The sequence below is a fragment of the Pseudomonas akapageensis genome (genome assembly GCF_011355085.1).
Taxonomy (GTDB): Bacteria; Pseudomonadota; Gammaproteobacteria; order Pseudomonadales; family Pseudomonadaceae; genus Aquipseudomonas; species Aquipseudomonas akapageensis.
The window spans coordinates 73,017-93,401 of sequence record NZ_VXCP01000004.1 but is presented as its reverse complement, the minus strand read 5'-3'; the positions used below and the strand labels follow the sequence as shown (position 1 = coordinate 93,401).

The window sequence follows — 20,385 nt, the reverse complement described above, 5'->3', positions numbered from 1 at the left end:
GAAGTCGGGGGCTTGGCCCAACGACGTCCCCCATCCGAGCTTATTGATTGGGGTGCAGCGTGCGTTGGCCGCTGTCTGCGGGGCGATTGATGAACATGCTATCGAGCGCACTGTTGTTCCAGCCCTTGCCGGCATTCCAGTGAGCGGAAAGATGTATGTAGCGGCGCTGCAGAAGAGACTCTTCAATCTCGCTGAGACCGAGGCTGGCGTTTTTGCCTAGGACATAGGCTTGCAGCTTGCCTGCAATAGGCTGCAACTCTGCAGGAAGGGCGAAAGCTGGCGTTTCGGGTACGGCCATGAACGGAACCTGATGCTTGATCCCCAGTTCACGCATGATCCGCAGGTAAACCAGTGACAGGTGACCGAAGACCTCGCGCTCGCCGCGGATAGCGGTATAAACGCGCTTCTCGGCGAACAGGTCGTGCCTGCGGTTGTAGGGCTGGTTGACCGACCAGGTGACCAGTTCCAGTTGCACCCCCTTGGCCTGGAGTTTCGCCAGGCGTTGATCGAACTGGCGCCGGGTGCGCAGGTAGACCTTGGTGCGCTCGGGCGGTTCGGCAATGTGAACCAGACTGCTCTCCGGCTTGCTCAGCAACAGCTCTTCGCGAACTTGGGGCAGGTAGCCGCCACCAATGTCCGAGTGAGCGCCGGGCAGGACGATATCGGCGTCGGTGCGGATCAGCGAGAAGTTGTGACGGTATTCGTCGCGCGCCACCAGTTGTACGACTTTGCGCGCAACCTCCGGCGCCAGGCGTAGGTCAAGCCCATGATTACTTGCATTGGCGGGACTGAGGTCGCCTCGTAAGGGCGCGACGATGCCGGCCACCGTATCGAACAGACCGATAAAATTGAGGGCGATATCCTGCTGCGGGCACCAGGCGAAGTTGTCGGTCAGTGCGGGTGAACCGGCCGGCAGCGCCTTGGCCAGCAGGCTTTGAGCGCCCTTGAGTAAGTCATTGGCGAAATGGCGGGCGGCCGCTGCGCCACGACTGAAGCCGAAGATATCGAATTCGATACGGCGGATTCTGACGTTGGGGTTGTTGTCACGTAGAACCCTTATCTGTTCCGTGCACGCCGCTGGGCTCTGCTCGACGCGTGCCAACACGCCCGTGTTGCCAAGGCCAGTACTTTGGCTATAGAGCGAATCTTCCTTGCCACTACTGGTGCCAATGCCTTCGAGATAGACCTTCAGGGAAGCCTGGCCAGCATCCGGAGCAAGTCGCAGATACGCATGGTCCTCGTACAACTCATATAACCGCGCCACATTGCTCACATCATTGCCATAGCTGTTATCCGGCGAACTGCCCTCGCCGTCATATCCATGGGCCGCACAGTGCGCACGAATGTCCTCGTCCTGGTCCCGCAAATTGACGCTGGTGGCAAAACATCCCGCCATGCTTTCGCTGTTAAGCCGGTTGTTGCCGGTGCCATCGAAGAAAACGCCCAGGCGCAGAATGATCTGTTGCTGTGGCCCGGGGTTCTGTTTGTTGGTGGTGTCGCCCTTATGCACAACCAAATGCGTTGACATGCGATAGTCCTTGTCTGCCTGGATACAAGGGTGTTATCGCAATGCATTTTCCAGGTCCTGTATGCAGGATGTTTCTCCATTGAACAAAGCATTTTCTGGTGCGTTTCCTGTGTTGCTTGCCCATTCGAGGCCAAATGCGCTTGTTCGGCCTCGTGACACTTTGTAAGGTTGCTTTTTACCTTTCAGGAAGCAGGCCGCCATGCATCTGAGCGCACTTTATCGATACCCACTCAAATCTGCCCGGGCCGAGCCATTGCAGCGCTCGCCGCTGGACTTGCTCGGGTTGGTCGGTGATCGACGCTGGATGCTGGTGAAGGAGAGCGATGGGCGCTTCCTGACTCAGCGCGCCTTGCCGCACATGAGCCAGCTTTCGGCATTGTGGAATGCCGAAGGCGGATTGACCCTGAGCGCCGATGGGCAGCGCTCGCTCAATGTGCCGCTACCCGGCGCTGACAACGAATTGCGTGGGGTCACCATCTGGCGCGATACGCTGCGTGTACCTGATGCAGGCGAAGAAGCGGCCAAGTGGCTGAGCGATTTTATCGGCCAGCCGGTGCGCCTGGTGCACGTGCCCGAGGAGCGGGCGCGCTGGCTGCAATCGGGCTACGGTAAAATTGAGGATCGGGTCGCATTCGCTGATGGCTTTCCCTTGCTGCTCATCGGCCAGGCATCACTCGACGACCTGTCGAAGAGAATCGGGCGACCTCAGGAAATGCTCAGGTTCCGGCCGAACCTGGTGATCGAGGGCGCCGAGGCATTCGCCGAAGATGGCTGGAAGCGCATTCGCATCGGTGATGTCGAGTTTCGCGTGCTCAAGCCTTGTTCCCGTTGCATCCTCACCACCATCGACCCGAAAACCGGCGAGCGCAGCGAAGACCGCGAACCGCTGACCACGCTCAAGACCTACCGGGAGCAGGAAGGAGAAGTGATGTTCGGGCAGAATCTGGTGAATGACAGCAACGGTGTGCTGGAAGTGGGGATGCCGGTCACGGTGCTGGAGTAGGTGTGGCAAGGCAGGAGCGCAGCAGTGGCGCTCCTGCCCAATGGCTGTCACAGATCGTCGAAGTAGCGTTCGTGCCAGTCCACCAGTGGCTGGGGCGCATTGAGTTTATGGCCATAGATCACTGAGTACGACAGAACGTTCTGCACGTACTGGCGCGTTTCATCGAACGGAATCGATTCGACCCACACATCGAAACTCAGGTGATTGGCGCCCCTCAACCATTGGCGAACGCGGCCGGGGCCTGCGTTGTAGGCAGCCGAGGCCAGTACACGGTTGCCGTTGAACTGGCTATGCACCTGGCTCAGATAGGCGGCGCCCAGCTGGATATTCTTGTCCGGGTCCAGTACCTGGCGTGGCGAGGCCAGCGGGATGTCGAACTTGCGCGCAGTTTCCCTGGCGGTCGCCGGCATCAGCTGCATCAGCCCGCTGGCGCCGACGCTGGAACGGGCGTCGTCCATGAAAGCGCTTTCCTGGCGGGTGATGGCGAATACCCAGCTTGAATGCAGTCCGCGAATATTGGCTTCGCGTACCAGGGTTTCGCGGTGGGCCATCGGGAAGCGGATGTCCAGGTCGTCCCAGTACTGCGCCTGGCTGATAGTGCGAATGGCCGGGAAGTACCAGCGCAGGTCATAGGCCAGCTTGGCCTGGGCCACCATTTCGTCACGATTGAAGCGGCGGCTGACGTGATACCACTCGCGGCGACCGTCGACGATCTCCCCTCGGGCGTGGAACTCGAGCGCCCGACGAACACCCGGGGTATTGCGCACCTTGTTGATGGTCTGCTGGCTGAGGGCCAGTGGCTTGTTGGTCAACTGGTATGGCATTTGGGCGCGGTCTGCAGCCAGGAAGCCGTAGAAGTCCCGCTCCCGCGCAACCGTCTTGTACAGCATGGGGATTTGCGGGTTGTGTGGCTGCGCCAGTTCCAGGCTGCGCGCCTGCCAATAGCGCCAACGATTGGTGCTGGCCAGATCCTGGGGCAGGCGCTGGGTCAATTCGTAGGCATCTTCCCAGCGGCCCAGGCGCAGCAACAGGCGCAGGCGCCATTCGGTCACGGTGTTGTCGCGCAGTTCCGGGTCGTATCGGGTCATCAGGTCCAGCGCCCGGCTGTCGTAGCTACGCGCCAGGGTCAGGCCGATTTCGCGGGCGATGGCGACTTTTTCATCGCGAGAGAAATGCATGCGATTGGCATAGTCGTCGAGCATGGCCATGGCCCGATCCGGATCCTGCTTGGCCAGGCGGCGCAGGCCGAGGCTGACCACGTCGGACATGGCTTCGTCGACCGGGGTAAAGCGCGAAGGCTGGTTGAGCAATTCCGGCCGTTGTGCCACATCGACCAGCAGTCGACCTTGCGGGGCGAGGGTGGTCAGGTCCTTGACCAGGCTGTTGGCCAGGCCATAGTTGCGGGCCTGGGCCGCCAGCTTGGCGCGTTGCCAGCGTTTCTGTTCGGTCAGTTGGCCCTGTGCGGCCCATTGGTCGAACAGTACATCGCAGGCAGTGGGCTGGGACTTGCCGACCAGCCAGAGCTTTTCGGTGTTGGCATAGCCTTCAGCGCGTTTGTCATGGCTGATCTGGTACTGGGCATTCAAGCAGTCCAGTTCAGTGAAATTGAGCTTGGGGTCATAGTACTTGAGGAAGGTCGGCCATTCGCCCCGTTCAGCCAGCCAGCGCAGCCAGCGCAGTTTCATCCAGTTTGCCTGGGGCAGGTCGCCATGCTCGGCGAGAAACTGCTCGATCTCGGCATTGCTCGCGGATTTCAGTCGGGCGGTCAGTTCGTCGTAAGCCAGGTAAGGCTCGAGCGGATAATCGCGCAGCACCTGGCCGTAACGGAAGTACGGACCGGAGTCCCCCTTGGCCAGCGCGCGCTTGGCTTCGTCATAGTACTGGCGTTGCAATGCCAGGTCGGCAGCCTGGACGGTCGAAACCGCCGAGGCAGAAAGGAGCAGACAGGATAATAAGCTGAGCAGGCAACCGCGCATGGGACTTCCAGGCATATAAGTCTTAACAAGTGAAGGCGGTGCCGACACAGATAGCCTGTAGCTTAGCCGTTTGGTCGCCATCGATGAAAGCGTTGTGCTTGTATCGAGGTGTTAAAGCGGCCCGAAGTGCCGAGCGGTGCTCCACCCAGCTTCATTTACTGTGATGGTCGCCCAACTCAGGTAGAATACGCGCCCGGTTTTTGGAGAAGATCATGACCCTGCTCAAATTCAGCGATGTGTCCCTTGCTTTCGGCGCCATGCCGTTGTTGGACAAGGTGTCCTGGCAGATCGCCCGTGGTGAGCGGGTGTGCATCATCGGCCGCAACGGCACTGGCAAATCCAGCATGATGAAACTGGTCAAGGGCGACCAGAAGCCTGATGACGGGTCGGTCTGGCGTGCGCCGGGGCTCAAGATCGGCGAATTGCCGCAAGAATTGCCAGTGGCCGACGAGCGGACGGTTTTCGACGTCGTCGCCGCGGGGCTGGATGGTGTCGGCGAGTTGCTGGCGCAGTATCACCACCTGAGCCAGAACTGCGTCACCGAGGCTGACCTGGACAAGCTGATGCACGTCCAGCACGACCTCGAAGCTCGTGACGGCTGGCGTTTGCAAACCCTGGTGGACAGCACGCTGAGCCGCCTGCAGCTGCCGGCCGACAAGACCCTCGCCGAGTTGTCCGGCGGCTGGCGTCGTCGCGTCCTGCTGGCCCAGGCATTGGTTTCCGAGCCGGACCTGCTGCTGCTCGACGAGCCGACCAACCACCTGGATATCGGCGCGATCGCCTGGCTGGAAGAAGCGCTGAGCACCTTCCAGGGCGCCGTGCTGTTCATTACCCACGACCGTTCCTTCTTGCAGAACCTGGCCACCCGGATCCTCGAGCTGGATCGCGGCGGCCTGATCGACTGGAACGGCGACTACGCCAGCTTCCTGGTGCACAAGGAAGCCGTCCTGGCGGCTGAAGAGACGGCCAACGCCTTGTTCGACAAGCGTCTGGCCCAGGAAGAAGTCTGGATCCGCCAGGGCATCAAGGCCCGGCGTACCCGTAACGAAGGTCGTGTGCGCGCGTTGAAGGCATTGCGTGTCGAACGCAGCGAGCGCCGCGAGCGTACCGGCAAGGCCAATATCCAGCTGGAAACCGCCGACAAGTCCGGCAAGCAGGTCATGGTCCTGGAGAACGTCAGTTTCGCCCATCCGGGGGGGCCGTTCCTGATCAAGGACTTTTCCATGGTCCTGCAGCGCGGCGACCGCATCGGCCTGCTTGGCGCCAACGGTACCGGCAAGACCACTTTGCTGAAGTTGATGCTCAACGGCTTGCAGCCCACCAGCGGCAAGGTCGAGGAGGGCACGCGCATTGACGTGGCCTACTTCGACCAGTTGCGTCATCAGCTGGAACTGGAGAAGACGGTTATCGATAACGTTGCCGAAGGTCGCGACTTCATCGACATCGACGGCCAGAGTCGCCACGTCCTGAGCTACCTCGGCGACTTCCTGTTCAGCCCGCAGCGTGCGCGCACGCCGGTCAAGGCGCTGTCCGGTGGTGAGCGTGCGCGGCTGCTGCTGGCCAAGCTGTTCAGCAAGCCGGCCAACCTGCTGGTCCTCGACGAACCGACCAACGACCTGGACGTGGAAACCCTCGAACTGCTGGAAGAGGTTTTGCTGACCTTCCAGGGCACGGTGCTGATGGTCAGCCACGACCGGGCATTCCTCGACAACGTGGTGACCAGCACCCTGGTGTTCGAAGGCGAAGGCAAGGTCCGCGAATACGTCGGTGGTTACCAGGACTGGCTGCGCCAGGGTGGTTCGCCCAAGTTGCTGGGCGTGAGCGAGAACAAGTCGGGCAAGGCCGAGCTCAACAGCGCCGTGGTGACTGCACCTGCCGCGGTGCCGGTTGCAGAGGCCGAGGCCGCTCCGGCTGCGAAAAAGAAGCTCAGCTACAAGCTGCAGCGTGAACTGGAAGCCTTGCCGGGGCAGATCGACGCATTGGAGCAGCAGATGGCCGGCGTGCAGGCTGAAATCTCGGACGCCGGCTTCTATCAGCGGCCGATTGGCGAGACCACTGCGGTATTGGCGAAACTGGAACAGATGCAGGTCGACCTCGATTCGCTGGTCGAACGCTGGGCCGAGCTGGATGCCTGAGTGGAAGGGGCCTGACCTGTCGGGTCAGGCCCTGGGCGTTACTTTTTGGTGATCAGTCGAACGGCCAGCACATCGCATGGCGCGCCATGCAACACGTCGTTGGCAGTCGACCCCAGCAACAGCGCCAGGCCGTGGCGACCATGGCTGCCGACCACGATCAGGTCGCAACCGTCTGTCTTGGCCAGGTCATGGATTTCCTGGCGCGGCTGGCCATAGGTCATATGGGCGTTGGCGCCGGAGAGCTCCGGGTATTTCAGCTTCAGGCGCTCCATGCGTTCCTTGGCCTGGTCGAATTGTTGTTGCTGCAGCTGCGACAGGTCCATCGGTACATCGCCACCGAAGGCCATGGCCATCGGCTCGACGATATGCACCATCGAAAGCTTGGCCCCACTGCCCTGGGCAATCTCGCGGGCGCGGTGAATCACCGGATCGCATTCTTCGGTCAGGTCAACGGCGACCAGGATGTGTGTGTACGGCATGAGGGTTCTCCTGAACGATTGCGATTGTTTTAAGTATGGTCGGTTTCAGGCTGTTTGGCTCGATTGAGCGCTAACCAGCTCATTTGAAAAGCTTTATAGGGATAACACATATGACGGTCTGGATAGTTGTGTCAATCCTTGCCCTGATCTTGAGCCCCATGGTCTGGCTGCGTCCTTCGCGCAAACAGAGCGGGCGCATGGCCTTGCGCATGGAGGCGCGGCGCATTGGCCTGGCGATGCAGCTGGCACCCCAGGAGTGGCCACACTGGCTGCCCAAGGAGCCGCCCAACCCTTGTGCGCAGTACCATCGCCCGCGTCGGCAGGGTCAGGTGGCCAACTGGTGCTACTGGCAGACAACGCCGGGCGTCTGGGTCAATCAATGGCGCGAGCCGTGCGAGGACCCTGCGCTGATGGAGCAGTTCGCCAGCCTGCCGGACAATGTTTACAAGGTCGAGGCGGGCCCGCAGTTGATTGCCCTGTATTGGGGGGAAAGTGGCGAGGCGGCTGTTTTGCAGGATATTGCGCAAGTTCTGAAGGCGCTTGCCTGATTAAGGGGCCGCTTCGCGGCCCAATCGCTGCGGTCCGGCGATCTGGCAAGCCAGCTCCCACAGTGTTTTTTCGTCTCGTTCCCACCGCTCTGCGTGGGAATGCATCCTGCGACGCTTTGCGTCGCGCTCGCTTACGACGCCGCTGGAGCGGCTGACACTGCGTTCCCACGCGGAGCGTGGGAACGAGCAATCCCAGCCAATAAAAAGCCCGATCATCAGCATCGGGCCGGTTTGGCCAGGCAGGCCGGTAAATCTTCGACAGATAACCTGTACTTATTCGCTCTTGGGTCCACAGTGTAGTCGGGCCCTGACGTTGTGCGCGCTCTTGAAAAAAATCTTTGTGCGTCTGATGAGTGGCGTGTCGCGCAATGGCGTTTGGCTGTAGCCCGTGATGGCTATGGGCTTACGTGAATGATCAGAGATCAGCGGTATTGCTTTTGCGTGGCGATGTACGGAAATGACCGGAAAGTCGCGGTTTCATGGGTATTCGGGGCATTTGACAATTGCCCGGTTTTCCCGGAATGTACGCGTACCCAAATCAAACGGGCGTATGAATTGAGCGTTTGTATTGTCAGAAGGCTCTTACAGAATCCCGACTATCGCGCTGGCGGGTGTGACTGGCGGTCAGGTTCCGGAATCAGCGGCAGTGTGCCGGGCCGGGTCTGCCTCAGCGTTCAGCGTGTACTGTTCAGCTTCCATATCGTGGAGATCAGTTGATGATTTACGAAGGTAAAGCCATCACGGTTAAGGCTCTTGAAAGTGGCATCGTCGAACTGAAGTTCGATCTCAAGGGTGAGTCCGTCAACAAGTTCAACCGTCTAACCCTGAACGAGCTGCGTCAGGCCGTAGACAGCATCAAGGCCGACACCTCGATCAAGGGCGTCATTGTCAGCAGTGGCAAGGATGTCTTCATCGTCGGCGCGGATATCACCGAGTTTGTCGATAACTTCAAGCTGCCAGAGGCCGAACTGGTCGCGGGCAACCTGGAAGCGAACCGGATTTTCAGTGCTTTCGAAGACCTGGACGTACCGACCGTTGCAGCCATCAACGGCATCGCCCTGGGCGGCGGTCTGGAAATGTGCCTGGCCGCGGACTACCGCGTCATGGCGTCGAGCGCCAAGATCGGTCTGCCGGAAGTCAAGCTGGGCATCTACCCGGGCTTCGGCGGTACCGTGCGCCTGCCGCGCCTGATCGGTGTCGATAACGCCATCGAGTGGATTGCCGCCGGCAAGGAAAACCGTGCTGAAGACGCGCTGAAAGTCGGCGCCGTCGATGCCGTGGTTGCACCTGAAAAGCTGCACGACGCAGCTCTGGAACTGATCAAGCGCGCCATCTCCGGCGAGTTCGACTTCAAGGCCAAGCGTCAGCCGAAGCTGGAAAAGCTGAAGCTCAATGCAATCGAGCAAATGATGGCTTTCGAAACCGCCAAGGGTTTCGTGGCCGGTCAAGCTGGCCCGAACTACCCGGCGCCGGTCGAAGCGATCAAGACCATCCAGAAAGCCGCGAACTTCGGTCGCGACAAAGCGCTGGAAGTCGAAGCCGCCGGTTTCGCCAAACTGGCCAAGACCTCTGCCGCACACAGCTTGATCGGTCTGTTCCTGAACGATCAGGAGCTGAAGAAAAAGGCCAAGGCCTACGACGAAATCGCCAAGGATGTGAAGCAGGCTGCCGTACTGGGCGCCGGCATCATGGGTGGCGGTATCGCTTATCAGTCGGCCTCCAAAGGCACGCCGATCCTGATGAAGGATATCAACGAGAATGGCATCGAGCAGGGGCTGGCCGAAGCCGCCAAACTGCTGGTGAGCCGCGTTGAAAAAGGTCGCATGACCGCAGCGAAAATGGCTGAAGTGCTCAACGGCATTCGTCCGACGTTGTCCTACGGCGATTTCGGTCACGTTGATCTGGTTGTCGAAGCTGTTGTCGAGAACCCCAAGGTCAAACAAGCTGTTCTGGCTGAAGTTGAAGACAAGGTCAAAGAGGACGCCATCCTCGCTTCGAACACCTCGACCATTTCCATCAGCCTGCTGGCCAAGGCCCTCAAGCGTCCGGAAAACTTCGTCGGCATGCACTTCTTCAATCCGGTGCACATGATGCCGCTGGTCGAAGTGATCCGTGGCGAGAAGTCCAGCGAGCTGGCCGTTGCCACCACCGTTGCCTATGCCAAGAAAATGGGCAAGAACCCGATCGTGGTCAACGACTGCCCGGGCTTCCTGGTCAACCGCATCCTGTTCCCGTACTTCGGCGGTTTCGCCAAGCTGGTCAGCGCCGGTGTCGACTTTGTGCGTATCGACAAGGTCATGGAAAAATTCGGCTGGCCAATGGGCCCGGCCTACCTGATGGACGTGGTCGGCATCGACACCGGCCACCACGGCCGTGACGTCATGGCCGAGGGCTTCCCGGATCGCATGAAGGACGACCGTCGTTCGGCTGTCGATGCGCTCTACGAAGCCAAGCGCCTGGGTCAGAAGAACGGCAAGGGCTTCTACGCCTACGAGACCGACAAGCGCGGCAAGCAGAAGAAGGTCGCCGATCCGTCGGTACTGGAAGTGCTCAAGCCAATCGTCTTCGAGCAGCGCGAAGTCACCGACGAAGACATCATCAACTGGATGATGATCCCGCTGTGCCTGGAAACCGTGCGTTGCCTGGAAGACGGCATCGTCGAAACCGCCGCCGAAGCGGACATGGGCCTGGTCTACGGAATTGGTTTCCCTCCATTCCGTGGCGGTGCACTGCGCTACATCGACTCGATCGGTGTTGCAGCATTCGTTGCCCTGGCTGACCAGTACGCTGATTTGGGCGCGCTGTACCACCCGACCGCGAAGCTGCGTGAAATGGCCAAGAACGGTCAGAGCTTCTTCGGTTAAGCGCCCACACGACTAGAGCGAGAATATTTATGAGCTTGAATCCAAGAGACGTCGTGATTGTCGACTTCGGTCGTACTCCGATGGGCCGCTCCAAAGGCGGCATGCACCGCAACACCCGTGCCGAAGACATGTCGGCGTACCTGATCAGCAAGGTTCTGGAGCGCAACTCCAAAATCGATCCGAACGAAGTCGAAGACGTGATCTGGGGCTGCGTCAACCAGACCCTGGAGCAGGGCTGGAACATCGCCCGCATGGCGTCGCTGATGACCCAGATCCCGCACACCGCTGCCGGCCAGACCGTCAGCCGCCTGTGTGGCTCGTCCATGAGCGCCCTGCACACTGCAGCCCAGGCGATCATGACCGGCAACGGCGACGTATTCGTGGTCGGCGGTGTCGAGCACATGGGCCACGTCAGCATGATGCACGGTGTCGATCCGAACCCGCACATGTCCCTGTACGCGGCCAAGGCCTCGGGCATGATGGGCCTGACTGCCGAAATGCTGGGTAAAATGCACGGTGTCACCCGTGAGCAGCAGGATGCCTTCGGCTTGCGTTCGCACCAGCTGGCTCACAAGGCCACGCTGGAAGGCAAGTTCAAGGACGAAATCATCCCGATGCAGGGTTATGATGCCCAGGGTTTCCTGAAAACCTTCGACTACGACGAAACCATTCGTCCAGAAACCACCCTGGAAAGCCTGGCGGCATTGAAGCCTGCCTTCAACCCCAAAGGTGGTACTGTAACGGCGGGTACTTCGTCGCAGATCACCGACGGTGCTTCGTGCATGATCGTGATGTCCGCACAGCGCGCCCAGGACCTCGGCATCCAGCCCATGGCGGTGATTCGCTCCATGGCGGTCGCCGGCGTGGACCCTGCGATCATGGGCTACGGTCCGGTTCCGGCCACCCAGAAAGCACTGAAGCGTGCGGGTCTGTCCATCACCGATATCGACTTCTTCGAGCTCAACGAAGCCTTCGCTGCACAGGCTCTGCCGGTGCTCAAGGATTTGAAAGTGCTCGACAAGATGAATGAGAAGGTTAACCTGCATGGCGGCGCCATTGCTTTGGGCCATCCGTTCGGTTGCTCCGGTGCGCGGATTTCCGGCACCTTGCTCAACGTGATGAAGCAAAATGGCGGCACCCTGGGTGTTTCGACCATGTGCATTGGCCTCGGCCAGGGCATCACGACCGTCTTCGAACGCGTTTAAGCGTCGGGCGGGAGGAAGCCGGGGCCTTGTGCCCCGGTTTTTTGTTTTTTGCAGATTATTTTTCGAGAGGTGTGCAACATGTCGATACAGCCGGGACTCTACCGTCACTACAAGGGACCTGAGTATCGTGTGTTCAGTGTCGCGCGCCATTCCGAGACAGAAGAGGAAGTGGTGTTCTATCAGGCGCTGTATGGCGATTACGGTATGTGGGTTCGCCCCTTGAGCATGTTCCTCGAATCGGTGGAGGTTGACGGCGAGCACGTGCCGCGCTTTGCTTTGATTCAGGCAGAACCGAGCCTGTTTTCCCGGCCTGATGACAAGCAGGTGTAGTTCCCCGCGCTTGACCTCACAGTATTGCCACTATATATAGCGGTGCCGCGTCAGGTACCTGTCGCCAATTTTTTTCTAGAATTCAGGAATTTTCTGATCCATGGGCAAATCGCTGGTCATTGTGGAATCCCCGGCTAAGGCCAAGACCATCAACAAGTACTTGGGCAACCAATACGTGGTGAAGTCGAGTATCGGCCATATCCGAGACCTGCCCACCAGCGGTTCGGCTAGCGCCAGCAAAGAGCCTGCTGCCAAGCGTGGCAAGGCCGCGGCCGGCGAGGCGCCTGCGCTGTCGCCCAAGGAAAAGGCCCGCAAGCAGCTGGTTGCGCGCATGGGCGTCGACCCCGAGCACGGCTGGAAGGCCAAGTACGAGATCCTGCCCGGCAAGGAAAAGGTCATCGAGGAGCTGCGTCGCCTGGCCAAGGATGCCGACACCATCTATCTCGCAACCGACTTGGATCGCGAGGGGGAAGCCATTGCCTGGCACCTGCGCGAAGCCATCGGTGGTGATGACAGCCGCTACAAGCGCGTGGTGTTCAACGAGATCACCAAGAAAGCCATCCAGGAAGCCTTCTCCCAGCCGGGCGAGCTCGATATCGACCGGGTCAATGCCCAGCAGGCCCGCCGCTTCCTCGATCGCGTGGTAGGCTACATGGTTTCGCCGCTGCTGTGGCAGAAGATCGCCCGCGGCCTGTCCGCCGGTCGCGTGCAGTCGGTGGCCGTGAAGCTGGTGGTGGAGCGCGAGCGCGAGATCCGTGCGTTCATTCCTGAAGAGTACTGGGAAGTCCACGCTGACCTGGGCACTGCCAAGGGGGCCAAGGTGCGTTTCGAAGTGGCCCGCGAGAAGGGTGAAGCCTTCAAGCCGCTCAACGAAGCCCATGCCATGGCGGCGCTGGAGAAGCTCAAGGCATCGAGCTACAGCATTGCCAAGCGTGAAGACAAGCCGACCAGCAGCAAGCCGTCGGCTCCTTTCATCACCTCGACCCTGCAGCAGGCCGCCAGTAACCGCCTGGGCTTCGGCGTGAAGAAAACCATGATGATGGCCCAGCGTCTGTACGAAGCCGGCTACATCACGTATATGCGTACCGACTCGACCAACCTCTCGGTCGATGCGGTGGAAATGGCTCGTAGCTACATCGAAAGCGAATTCGGCAAGAAATACCTGCCCGAAGCGCCGATCGTCTACGGCAGCAAGGAAGGCGCCCAGGAAGCGCACGAAGCGATCCGGCCTTCGGACGTCAATACCCATCCGAGCAAGCTCAGCGGCATGGAGCGCGATGCAGAGCGTCTCTACGAGCTGATCTGGCGCCAGTTCGTGGCCTGCCAGATGCCACCGGCACAATACCTGTCGACCACTGTCAGCGTGACTGCCGGTGATTTCGAACTGCGTGCCAAGGGCCGTATCCTCAAGTTCGACGGTTACACCAAGGTCATGCCGCAAGTGGCCAAGCCGGGCGATGACGATGTGTTGCCGGAAATGAGCCAGGGTGAAAGCCTCAAGCTGATCCAGCTCGATCCGAGCCAGCACTTCACCAAGCCGCCGGCACGCTACTCCGAAGCCAGCCTGGTCAAGGAAATGGAAAAACGCGGCATCGGTCGTCCTTCGACATATGCGGCGATCATTTCGACCATCCAGGACCGCGGCTACGTGGCGCTGCACAATCGCCGCTTCTATTCCGAGAAGATGGGCGACATCGTCACCGAGCGCCTGTCCGAGAGCTTCTCCAACCTGATGGACTACGGCTTCACCGCCGGCATGGAAGAGCACCTCGATGACGTGGCCCAGGGCGAACGCGACTGGAAGAATGTCCTCGACGAGTTCTACGGCGACTTCAAGACCAAGCTGCAAGTGGCCGAAGCGCCCGACAGCGGCATGCGCGCCAACCAGCCGACCATGACCAACATTGCCTGCCGCGATTGCGGGCGGCCGATGATGATCCGTACGGCCTCGACCGGTGTGTTCCTCGGCTGCTCGGGTTACAGCCTGCCGCCCAAGGAACGCTGCAAGGCGACGATCAACCTGATCCCGGGCGACGAGATTGCGGCCGACGATGAAGGGGAATCCGAGTCCCTGGTACTGCTGGGCAAGCATCGCTGCCCAATCTGCGCCACGGCCATGGATGCCTACCTGCTCGATGAAAAGCGCAAACTGCACATCTGCGGTAACAACCCTGATTGCGCGGGCTACGAGATCGAAGAAGGCAACTATCGCATCAAGGGCTACGAAGGTCCGAGCCTGGAGTGCGACAAGTGCGGCAGTGAGATGCAGCTCAAGACCGGTCGGTTCGGCAAGTTCTTTGGTTGCACCAATGCCGAATGCAAGAACACCCGCAAACTGCTCAAGAGCGGCGAAGCGGCGCCACCGAAAATGGATCCGGTGAAAATGCCGGAGCTCAAGTGCGAGAAGGTCAACGACACTTACGTGTTGCGTGACGGTGCATCGGGCTTGTTCCTGGCCGCCAGCCAGTTCCCGAAAAACCGCGAGACCCGCGCGCCGTTGGTAATCGAGATCATTCCGCACAAGGACGAAATCGATCCCAAGTATCACTTCCTCTGTGAAGCACCGAAGAAAGATCCCGATGGTCGTCCGGCAGTTATTCGCTACAGCCGCAAGACCAAGGAGCAGTACGTCCAGACGGAAGTCGAAGGCAAGCCCACTGGCTGGCGCGCGTTCTACGACGGCAAGAGCTGGAAGGTCGAAGACAAGCGTTGATCCTCGAGGTGCCCTGCGGGGCGCCTTGTTCGAACAGGGCCGCGTCGAACCTTCGGGTTTTGCGCGGCCTTTGTTATTCTGGGGGTCGAAAGCGCCCTGTATCTCTTCGGAGCAAGCCACCATGGCCCAAGAACTCTATACCCGCACCAACCAGAAGATTTACTTTGCCGGCCTTGCCCTCGAAGCCTTGGGCAAAGCCCAGGAGAGCAGGGCGATGAACGCCCAGGCCCTGCTGCAGGCCGAGCGCGAGTCGGCGCTGTTTCACCTGTATGGTGCTCTGCTCGGCTTGTGCCATGAAATCGCCGGTTTCTACCGTTTGCCGCAAGCCAATGCACCACGCGCCGAACTGTTGCTGACGCCGCAGGTGCTGGAGTCCATTGCTATCCCGGAAATGGCTGAACTGGTTGAGCTGGCCCAGCAGCCGGAAACCTGGCTGGCGCAGTTGATGTCAGCCTACGCGGCCTTGTTCCAGCCACCGAAGCCGCCTAAAAAGCCCAAGGGTGACGTGACGCAGCCCTTGATTCAGGCAGTGAGCCTGGACGAACCGCAAGAGCAGGTGCTGACCCGCGAGGAAATGGAAGGCTGGCGGCAGAACCTGAAAAGTCTGGCCATCCGTTTTCGTGAAGGTCTGAGTGAGTGCTGAACCGGGCAGTCACTGATACAATGCTGGCCTTTCGTGGAGATCAGACCCAATATGCCAACGTCCTTTCTAGAAATTGTCGAGTTGCCTGACGGCCGGATCGAGCTGCGCCGCGCTGAGGACGAGGGTTCGCTGGTAACCCTGGATTTCTCCGAGGACGCAAAGGCATTCCTGCAAGGACAGCACGTGGAAGTGGCCAAGGCCATGTTGAGCGTGGGTGTACAGATGGCTGGCAAGCTGGTGGAAGGCGAAATCGAGCAGGATGAGGGGCCGCGGGTCCTGCATTGATACCGTTTGTCGGTTAATCCTCACGACCTGCCATGATCGGCTTCTCTGTCCTGGAGAAGCCTGCAGGGTCAAAAAATTTCTAGTCCACGCCCAGGCGAATCTCAACCCAGGCGAATGTTCAGGCTTTGTGCGCCGCCGGCGCGCGCGGCGTTGATCAGTTGTTGCCGGGCGCTGGCGTTCAGTGGGTTCAACCAGCTGACCACGGTATGACTACGGCCCAGGCGCAGTGCTTCGCAGGTCAGCTGCAAGGCACTTTGTGCGCCCCGAGGTTGTAGCAACAGGATGCGTTCGCGATTGAGCCCGGCATCACGCAGCCAGGCCTGGGTCAGGCTTGAAGGCGGAGCGATCAGCGTCAGCCAGCGGGCGTCCTGCTCCTGGCTCAATTCCCGCAAAATCGGCGCCAAAAGACTCTGGCAGTTTCCGACTGCGCCACGAAAGGACAGCTCGCTGAAAGCTTCCGGCTCGGTGCTGTGCCACGGCGACTCTGCTACAGGCTTGAGTAGCGGGGCAATAGGCTGAGCCAGGAATGCCTCGAACAAGGGCAGTTGTGCTTGCTGGGGTGCATGGGGAAACTGCATGACGCCTCCTTTAGCGGCGAATGACGCCGACGCTCAAGCCCTCGATCACCAACTCCTGGTCTTTCAAGTTGACTTCGATAGGGGCGAATTCAGGGTTTTCTGCCAACAGCCAGACTTTGCTGCCTTCACGCTTGAAGCGTTTGACCGTCACTTCGTCGCCGATGCGTGCGACCACAATCTGGCCATTACGAGCCTCGCGGCAGGTGTGCACCGCCAGCAGGTCGCCGTCGAAGATACCGACATCCTTCATGCTCATGCCGTGGACGCGCAGCAGGTAATCGGCCTGTGGGTGGAAGAAGGCCGGGTTGATGTTGCAGGATTCTTCGATATGTTGCTGGGCAAGAATCGGCGCGCCGGCAGCGACCCGGCCGATGATCGGCAGGCCGGTCTCTTCGGGCTTGGCCTCGAAACCGGGAATGCGGATGCCGCGCGAGGCCCCCGGGGTCATTTCGATCGCACCCTTGCGGGCCAGCGCCTTGAGGTGCTCTTCGGCGGCATTGGGCGACTTGAAGCCCAGCTCCTGGGCAATTTCCGCGCGGGTTGGCGGGAAGCCGTTGTCTTCCAGGCAGCGCTTGATAAAAGCCAGAATCTCAGCTTGGCGTGGCGTCAGTTTTAGCATGTCGATCGCTCTGTCTTTTTATACAGTGACTGGAATTATATACAGTATGTTGGCCTTGGCAATCCTCCTTTCTCGCAAGGTTGGCAACAGCCCACGTTTTATATGGTTAAATATGTGACCGGGCAGCCATAAAACGGCCGGCAGGCTTGACAAAAGGGCGGTATGAAACGTATGTTTCAAACAAGTGTTTGTCACCGGAGTAGTCATGGCCCAGTCCGAAACCGTAGAACGCATACTCGATGCTGCCGAGCAGCTGTTCGCGGAAAAAGGTTTTGCTGAAACCTCGTTGCGCCTGATTACCAGCAAGGCCGGGGTCAATCTGGCGGCTGTGAATTACCATTTCGGTTCCAAGAAGGCCCTGATCCAGGCGGTCTTCTCGCGCTTTCTCGGGCCTTTCTGCATCAGCCTCGACCGCGAGCTGGAGCGTCGCCAGGCGCGTCCTGAAAACCGTCCAAGCCTTGAAGAACTGCTGGAAATCCTCGTCGAGCAAGCCCTGGTCGTGCAGCCGCGCAGCGGCAACGACCTGTCGATTTTCATGCGCCTGCTGGGCCTGGCCTTCAGTCAGAGCCAGGGGCACCTGCGGCGTTACCTCGAAGACATGTACGGCAAAGTTTTCCGCCGCTACATGCTGCTGGTCAATGAAGCCGCCCCGCGTATTCCGCCGATCGAACTGTTCTGGCGCGTGCACTTCATGCTCGGTGCCGCCGCGTTCAGCATGTCCGGTATCAAGGCCTTGCGCGCCATCGCCGAGACCGATTTCGGGGTCAACACCTCCATCGAGCAGGTCATGCGCCTGATGGTGCCTTTCCTCGCTGCCGGCATGCGCGCCGAGAGCGGGGTGACCGACGAGGCCATGGCGGCGGCACAGTTGCGGCCGCGCAGCAAAAGCAACTCGGCGCAGGCCTCTGCCAAGGTTTGAGCGTGCATGGGTGGCCCTTGATCGGCTAAGCTAGCCAACCATGGCTATCCTAGATTTGTTGCACATTTCCATCGCCGACCAATGCTTGTATGGCTTTGCCGACGGCAAGCTGGTCGTGCGTCTGCCCGTTTCCACGGCGCTCAATGGTCCTGGCGAATTGAACGGCTCGGGCTGTACCCCGCGCGGTCGTCATCAGGTTCGCGCCAAGGTCGGCGCCGGTCTTCCGCAAGGCGCGGTCCTCAGGGGGCGACGCTGGACCGGGGAGACCTGGACGCCCGAGCTGCACGCGCAATTTCCCGGTCGTGACTGGATCCTCACCCGCATTCTCTGGCTCAGCGGTTGCGAGCCGGGTCGCAATCGCCTCGGGCGGGTCGACACTTTCCGCCGCTATATCTATTTGCACGGCACGCCCGACAGCGAACCCCTGGGCGTGGCGGGTTCCCATGGCTGCGTACGTATGCGCAATGCCGATCTGATGAACCTTTTCGATCGAGTGCCGCTGCATTGCCAGGTGCAGATCGAAGAGGCGTCCTGTCCCGAATGGGCCAGTGCCCCCCTCAATTGAAGGATCACCTATGAGTTCCAGCCTGCAAGGCTCCCTGATGGTGGATATCGCCGGTACCTGGCTGACCGCCGAAGACCGCCAGTTGCTGCGCCAGCCAGAAGTGGCCGGCCTGATCATCTTTGCCCGCAACATCGAAAGCCCGCGCCAGGTGCGCGAGCTGACTGCAGCCATTCGCGCCGTGCGCCCGGACCTGATCCTGGCCGTGGACCAGGAAGGCGGGCGCGTACAGCGTTTGCGCCAGGGCTTCGTTCGCCTGCCGGCGATGCGGGCCATTGCCGACAACGACAACGCCGAATTCCTGGCCGAACAGTGCGGTTGGCTGATGGCCACCGAAGTGCTGGCGGTGGGGCTGGACCTGAGTTTCGCTCCCGTGCTGGACCTGGATCACCAGCGCAGCGCAGTGGTCGGTAGTCGCGCCTTCGAGGGCGATCCCGAGCGTGCCACCCTGTTGGCCGGCGCATTCATCCGCGGGATGAACGCTGCGGGCATGGCGGCTTGCGGCAAGCATTTCCCTGGTCACGGCTGGGCCGAGGCGGACTCGCATGTGGCGATTCCGACCGACGAACGCAGCCTGGAGCAGATTCGCGCGGTCGATCTGGTGCCCTTTGCACGCTTGAGCGGGCAATTGGCGGCAGTCATGCCGGCCCATGTGATTTATCCACAGGTCGATGCGCAGCCGGCAGGTTTCTCGCGTCGCTGGTTGCAGGACATCCTGCGCGGTGAGTTGCAGTTCGATGGCGTCATTTTCAGCGATGACCTGTCCATGGCCGGTGCCCACGTGGTCGGCGATGCGGCCAGCCGCATCGAGGCGGCGTTGAGTGCCGGCTGCGACATGGGTCTGGTTTGCAATGACCGGGCAGCGGCGGAGCTGGCCTTGTCGGCCGCTCAGCGCCTGCGAGTCAAGCCTTCGCCACGCATTGCACGCATGCGCGGGCAGGCCCATGCCTCTACCGAGTACCGCCAGAACCCGCGCTGGCTCGCTGCATTGGGGGCCTTGCGAGAGGCTCAGTTGATCGACTAAGGAATTGAAATGACTGTCTACGCGATTATTGGTGGCACTGGGCTGACTCAGCTCGAAGGGCTGAATATCCGCCAGGCGCTGCCGATGAACACGCCTTACGGTGCCCCTTCGGCCGACATCCTGCAGGGCGAGTACGCCGGCCGCGAAGTGCTGTTTCTGGCCCGTCACGGCCACCCGCATCGTTTTCCGCCGCACCAGGTCAACTACCGCGCCAACCTGTGGGCTTTGAAGCAGGCCGGTGCCGAGGCCATCCTGGCGGTCAATGCCGTGGGCGGGATCCATTCGGCGATGGGTACCGGGCATTTCTGTGTGCCACACCAGTTGATCGACTACACCAGCGGCCGCGAGCACACCTATTTCGCAGACGATCTGGAGCACGTGACCCATATCGATTTCAGCTACCCCTACAGCGAGCCGTTGCGAGCGAAATTGATCGCGGCACTGGCGGCCGAAGGTTGTGCCTACAGCAGTCATGGCGTCTATGCCTGCACCCAGGGCCCGCGCCTGGAAACCGTGGCGGAGATCGCCCGGCTCGAGCGGGACGGCTGCGACATCGTCGGCATGACCGGCATGCCCGAAGCGGCGCTGGCGCGCGAGCTGGAGCTCGATTACGCCTGTCTGGCGCTGGTGGTGAACCCGGCGGCGGGCAAGTCCACGGCGGTGATCACCATGGCCGAGATCGAGCAGGCGTTGCATGAGGGGATGGGGAAGGTGAAGTCGACGTTGGCTCGGGTGTTGGTGGGCTGATCGAAAGAGTTGTGTTGTTTGTGCTGGCCTCATCGCTGGCAAGCCAGCTCCCACAGAGGTCGTACAGGTCCTGAGAATCCCTGTGGGAGCGGTCTTGCCCGCGATGAGGCCCGCCAGACCACTTATTGACTAATAGGAATGGGGCTGTGAGCTTGCAGCAATTTCTCAACTCACCATGGGAAGACGACTTCTCTCGCAGAGCCCTCGAGCGAGGTCGTGGGTATGCC

The 20,385-nt window shown here is 60.5% G+C and carries 18 protein-coding genes; 13 read left to right on the top strand and 5 right to left on the bottom strand.

What is annotated here, in order from left to right; translation table 11 throughout:
• Positions 1-40: 40 nt before the first annotated feature.
• Entirely contained in the window at positions 41-1,528 is a 1,488-nt protein-coding gene (locus tag F2S13_RS04925) for a DUF2235 domain-containing protein (RefSeq protein ID WP_166359347.1), read from the bottom strand.
• Positions 1,529-1,727: 199 nt separating this feature from the next.
• Here F2S13_RS04925 and F2S13_RS04920 point away from each other — a divergent pair, with 199 nt between their 5' ends.
• Positions 1,728-2,531: an MOSC domain-containing protein gene (locus F2S13_RS04920; RefSeq protein ID WP_166359346.1), complete on the top strand. Its 804-nt coding sequence runs from the start codon at positions 1,728-1,730 to the stop codon at positions 2,529-2,531.
• A gap of 47 nt (positions 2,532-2,578) precedes the next feature.
• On the opposite strand, the gene F2S13_RS04915 is transcribed toward F2S13_RS04920, so the two are convergent.
• Complete coding sequence (locus F2S13_RS04915; protein ID WP_166359345.1) at positions 2,579-4,507, bottom strand: transglycosylase SLT domain-containing protein; 1,929 nt, start codon at positions 4,505-4,507, stop codon at positions 2,579-2,581.
• Positions 4,508-4,719: 212 nt separating this feature from the next.
• Between F2S13_RS04915 and F2S13_RS04910 the strand changes: the two genes are divergently transcribed.
• Positions 4,720-6,642 (top strand): ATP-binding cassette domain-containing protein, encoded by a 1,923-nt coding sequence (locus F2S13_RS04910; RefSeq protein WP_166359344.1) that lies wholly within the window; start codon positions 4,720-4,722, stop codon positions 6,640-6,642.
• 38 nt (positions 6,643-6,680) lie between these two features.
• Here F2S13_RS04910 and F2S13_RS04905 read toward each other — a convergent pair whose 3' ends face one another.
• Entirely contained in the window at positions 6,681-7,121 is a 441-nt protein-coding gene (locus F2S13_RS04905; RefSeq protein ID WP_166359343.1) for a universal stress protein, read from the bottom strand.
• A gap of 110 nt (positions 7,122-7,231) precedes the next feature.
• Between F2S13_RS04905 and F2S13_RS04900 the strand changes: the two genes are divergently transcribed.
• The 7 genes from F2S13_RS04900 to F2S13_RS04870 all read left to right on the top strand — a co-directional run bounded on the left by F2S13_RS04900 (position 7,232) and on the right by F2S13_RS04870 (position 15,709).
• A complete protein-coding gene (locus tag F2S13_RS04900; protein WP_166359342.1) occupies positions 7,232-7,669 on the top strand; it encodes a hypothetical protein in 438 nt (145 codons plus the stop codon).
• 716 nt (positions 7,670-8,385) lie between these two features.
• Positions 8,386-10,533, top strand: coding sequence for a fatty acid oxidation complex subunit alpha FadB (gene fadB / locus F2S13_RS04895; RefSeq protein ID WP_166359341.1), 2,148 nt, complete (start codon positions 8,386-8,388; stop codon positions 10,531-10,533).
• A gap of 29 nt (positions 10,534-10,562) precedes the next feature.
• Positions 10,563-11,738 carry an acetyl-CoA C-acyltransferase FadA gene (fadA, locus tag F2S13_RS04890; RefSeq protein ID WP_166359340.1) on the top strand — a complete coding sequence of 392 codons (1,176 nt, stop codon included), beginning with the start codon at positions 10,563-10,565 and terminating at the stop codon, positions 11,736-11,738.
• 78 nt (positions 11,739-11,816) lie between these two features.
• Complete coding sequence (locus F2S13_RS04885) at positions 11,817-12,068, top strand: DUF1653 domain-containing protein (RefSeq protein WP_166359339.1); 252 nt, start codon at positions 11,817-11,819, stop codon at positions 12,066-12,068.
• A 100-nt stretch (positions 12,069-12,168) separates the two neighbouring features.
• Positions 12,169-14,781: a type I DNA topoisomerase gene (topA, locus tag F2S13_RS04880; protein WP_166359338.1), complete on the top strand. Its 2,613-nt coding sequence runs from the start codon at positions 12,169-12,171 to the stop codon at positions 14,779-14,781.
• 121 nt (positions 14,782-14,902) lie between these two features.
• A complete protein-coding gene (locus tag F2S13_RS04875) occupies positions 14,903-15,424 on the top strand; it encodes a DUF6586 family protein (RefSeq protein ID WP_166359337.1) in 522 nt (173 codons plus the stop codon).
• A gap of 51 nt (positions 15,425-15,475) precedes the next feature.
• A complete protein-coding gene (locus F2S13_RS04870) occupies positions 15,476-15,709 on the top strand; it encodes a hypothetical protein (protein WP_166359336.1) in 234 nt (77 codons plus the stop codon).
• A gap of 101 nt (positions 15,710-15,810) precedes the next feature.
• Here F2S13_RS04870 and sulA read toward each other — a convergent pair whose 3' ends face one another.
• Both sulA and lexA read right to left on the bottom strand, forming a co-directional pair.
• Positions 15,811-16,287, bottom strand: a complete 477-nt coding sequence (gene sulA, locus F2S13_RS04865) for an SOS-induced cell division inhibitor SulA (RefSeq protein WP_166359335.1) — start codon at positions 16,285-16,287, stop codon at positions 15,811-15,813.
• Between the two features lie 10 nt (positions 16,288-16,297).
• Positions 16,298-16,906 carry a transcriptional repressor LexA gene (gene lexA, locus F2S13_RS04860; protein ID WP_166359334.1) on the bottom strand — a complete coding sequence of 203 codons (609 nt, stop codon included), beginning with the start codon at positions 16,904-16,906 and terminating at the stop codon, positions 16,298-16,300.
• 205 nt (positions 16,907-17,111) lie between these two features.
• On the opposite strand from lexA, the gene F2S13_RS04855 reads away from it, so the two are divergent.
• The 4 genes from F2S13_RS04855 to F2S13_RS04840 are packed head-to-tail and all read left to right on the top strand — an operon-like array spanning position 17,112 to position 20,158.
• Positions 17,112-17,825: a TetR/AcrR family transcriptional regulator gene (locus F2S13_RS04855; RefSeq protein WP_166359333.1), complete on the top strand. Its 714-nt coding sequence runs from the start codon at positions 17,112-17,114 to the stop codon at positions 17,823-17,825.
• Between the two features lie 40 nt (positions 17,826-17,865).
• Positions 17,866-18,390, top strand: coding sequence for a L,D-transpeptidase (locus tag F2S13_RS04850; RefSeq protein WP_178118982.1), 525 nt, complete (start codon positions 17,866-17,868; stop codon positions 18,388-18,390).
• Positions 18,391-18,412: 22 nt separating this feature from the next.
• Complete coding sequence (nagZ, locus tag F2S13_RS04845) at positions 18,413-19,411, top strand: beta-N-acetylhexosaminidase (RefSeq protein ID WP_178118984.1); 999 nt, start codon at positions 18,413-18,415, stop codon at positions 19,409-19,411.
• A gap of 9 nt (positions 19,412-19,420) precedes the next feature.
• Positions 19,421-20,158 (top strand): S-methyl-5'-thioinosine phosphorylase, encoded by a 738-nt coding sequence (locus tag F2S13_RS04840; protein ID WP_166359331.1) that lies wholly within the window; start codon positions 19,421-19,423, stop codon positions 20,156-20,158.
• The last annotated feature ends 227 nt before the right edge of the window (positions 20,159-20,385 follow it).

Excerpts from the sequence above, each read along its gene's own strand:
- F2S13_RS04925 (WP_166359347.1), bottom strand. The coding sequence starts at position 1,528 with ATGTCAACGCATTTGGTTGTGCATAAGGGCGACACCACCAACAAACAG.
- F2S13_RS04920 (WP_166359346.1), top strand. The coding sequence starts at position 1,728 with ATGCATCTGAGCGCACTTTATCGATACCCACTCAAATCTGCCCGGGCC.
- F2S13_RS04915 (WP_166359345.1), bottom strand. The coding sequence starts at position 4,507 with ATGCGCGGTTGCCTGCTCAGCTTATTATCCTGTCTGCTCCTTTCTGCC.
- F2S13_RS04910 (WP_166359344.1), top strand. The coding sequence starts at position 4,720 with ATGACCCTGCTCAAATTCAGCGATGTGTCCCTTGCTTTCGGCGCCATG.
- F2S13_RS04905 (WP_166359343.1), bottom strand. The coding sequence starts at position 7,121 with ATGCCGTACACACACATCCTGGTCGCCGTTGACCTGACCGAAGAATGC.
- F2S13_RS04900 (WP_166359342.1), top strand. The coding sequence starts at position 7,232 with ATGACGGTCTGGATAGTTGTGTCAATCCTTGCCCTGATCTTGAGCCCC.
- fadB (WP_166359341.1), top strand. The coding sequence starts at position 8,386 with ATGATTTACGAAGGTAAAGCCATCACGGTTAAGGCTCTTGAAAGTGGC.
- fadA (WP_166359340.1), top strand. The coding sequence starts at position 10,563 with ATGAGCTTGAATCCAAGAGACGTCGTGATTGTCGACTTCGGTCGTACT.
- F2S13_RS04885 (WP_166359339.1), top strand. The coding sequence starts at position 11,817 with ATGTCGATACAGCCGGGACTCTACCGTCACTACAAGGGACCTGAGTAT.
- topA (WP_166359338.1), top strand. The coding sequence starts at position 12,169 with ATGGGCAAATCGCTGGTCATTGTGGAATCCCCGGCTAAGGCCAAGACC.
- F2S13_RS04875 (WP_166359337.1), top strand. The coding sequence starts at position 14,903 with ATGGCCCAAGAACTCTATACCCGCACCAACCAGAAGATTTACTTTGCC.
- F2S13_RS04870 (WP_166359336.1), top strand. The coding sequence starts at position 15,476 with ATGCCAACGTCCTTTCTAGAAATTGTCGAGTTGCCTGACGGCCGGATC.
- sulA (WP_166359335.1), bottom strand. The coding sequence starts at position 16,287 with ATGCAGTTTCCCCATGCACCCCAGCAAGCACAACTGCCCTTGTTCGAG.
- lexA (WP_166359334.1), bottom strand. The coding sequence starts at position 16,906 with ATGCTAAAACTGACGCCACGCCAAGCTGAGATTCTGGCTTTTATCAAG.
- F2S13_RS04855 (WP_166359333.1), top strand. The coding sequence starts at position 17,112 with ATGGCCCAGTCCGAAACCGTAGAACGCATACTCGATGCTGCCGAGCAG.
- F2S13_RS04850 (WP_178118982.1), top strand. The coding sequence starts at position 17,866 with ATGGCTATCCTAGATTTGTTGCACATTTCCATCGCCGACCAATGCTTG.
- F2S13_RS04840 (WP_166359331.1), top strand. The coding sequence starts at position 19,421 with ATGACTGTCTACGCGATTATTGGTGGCACTGGGCTGACTCAGCTCGAA.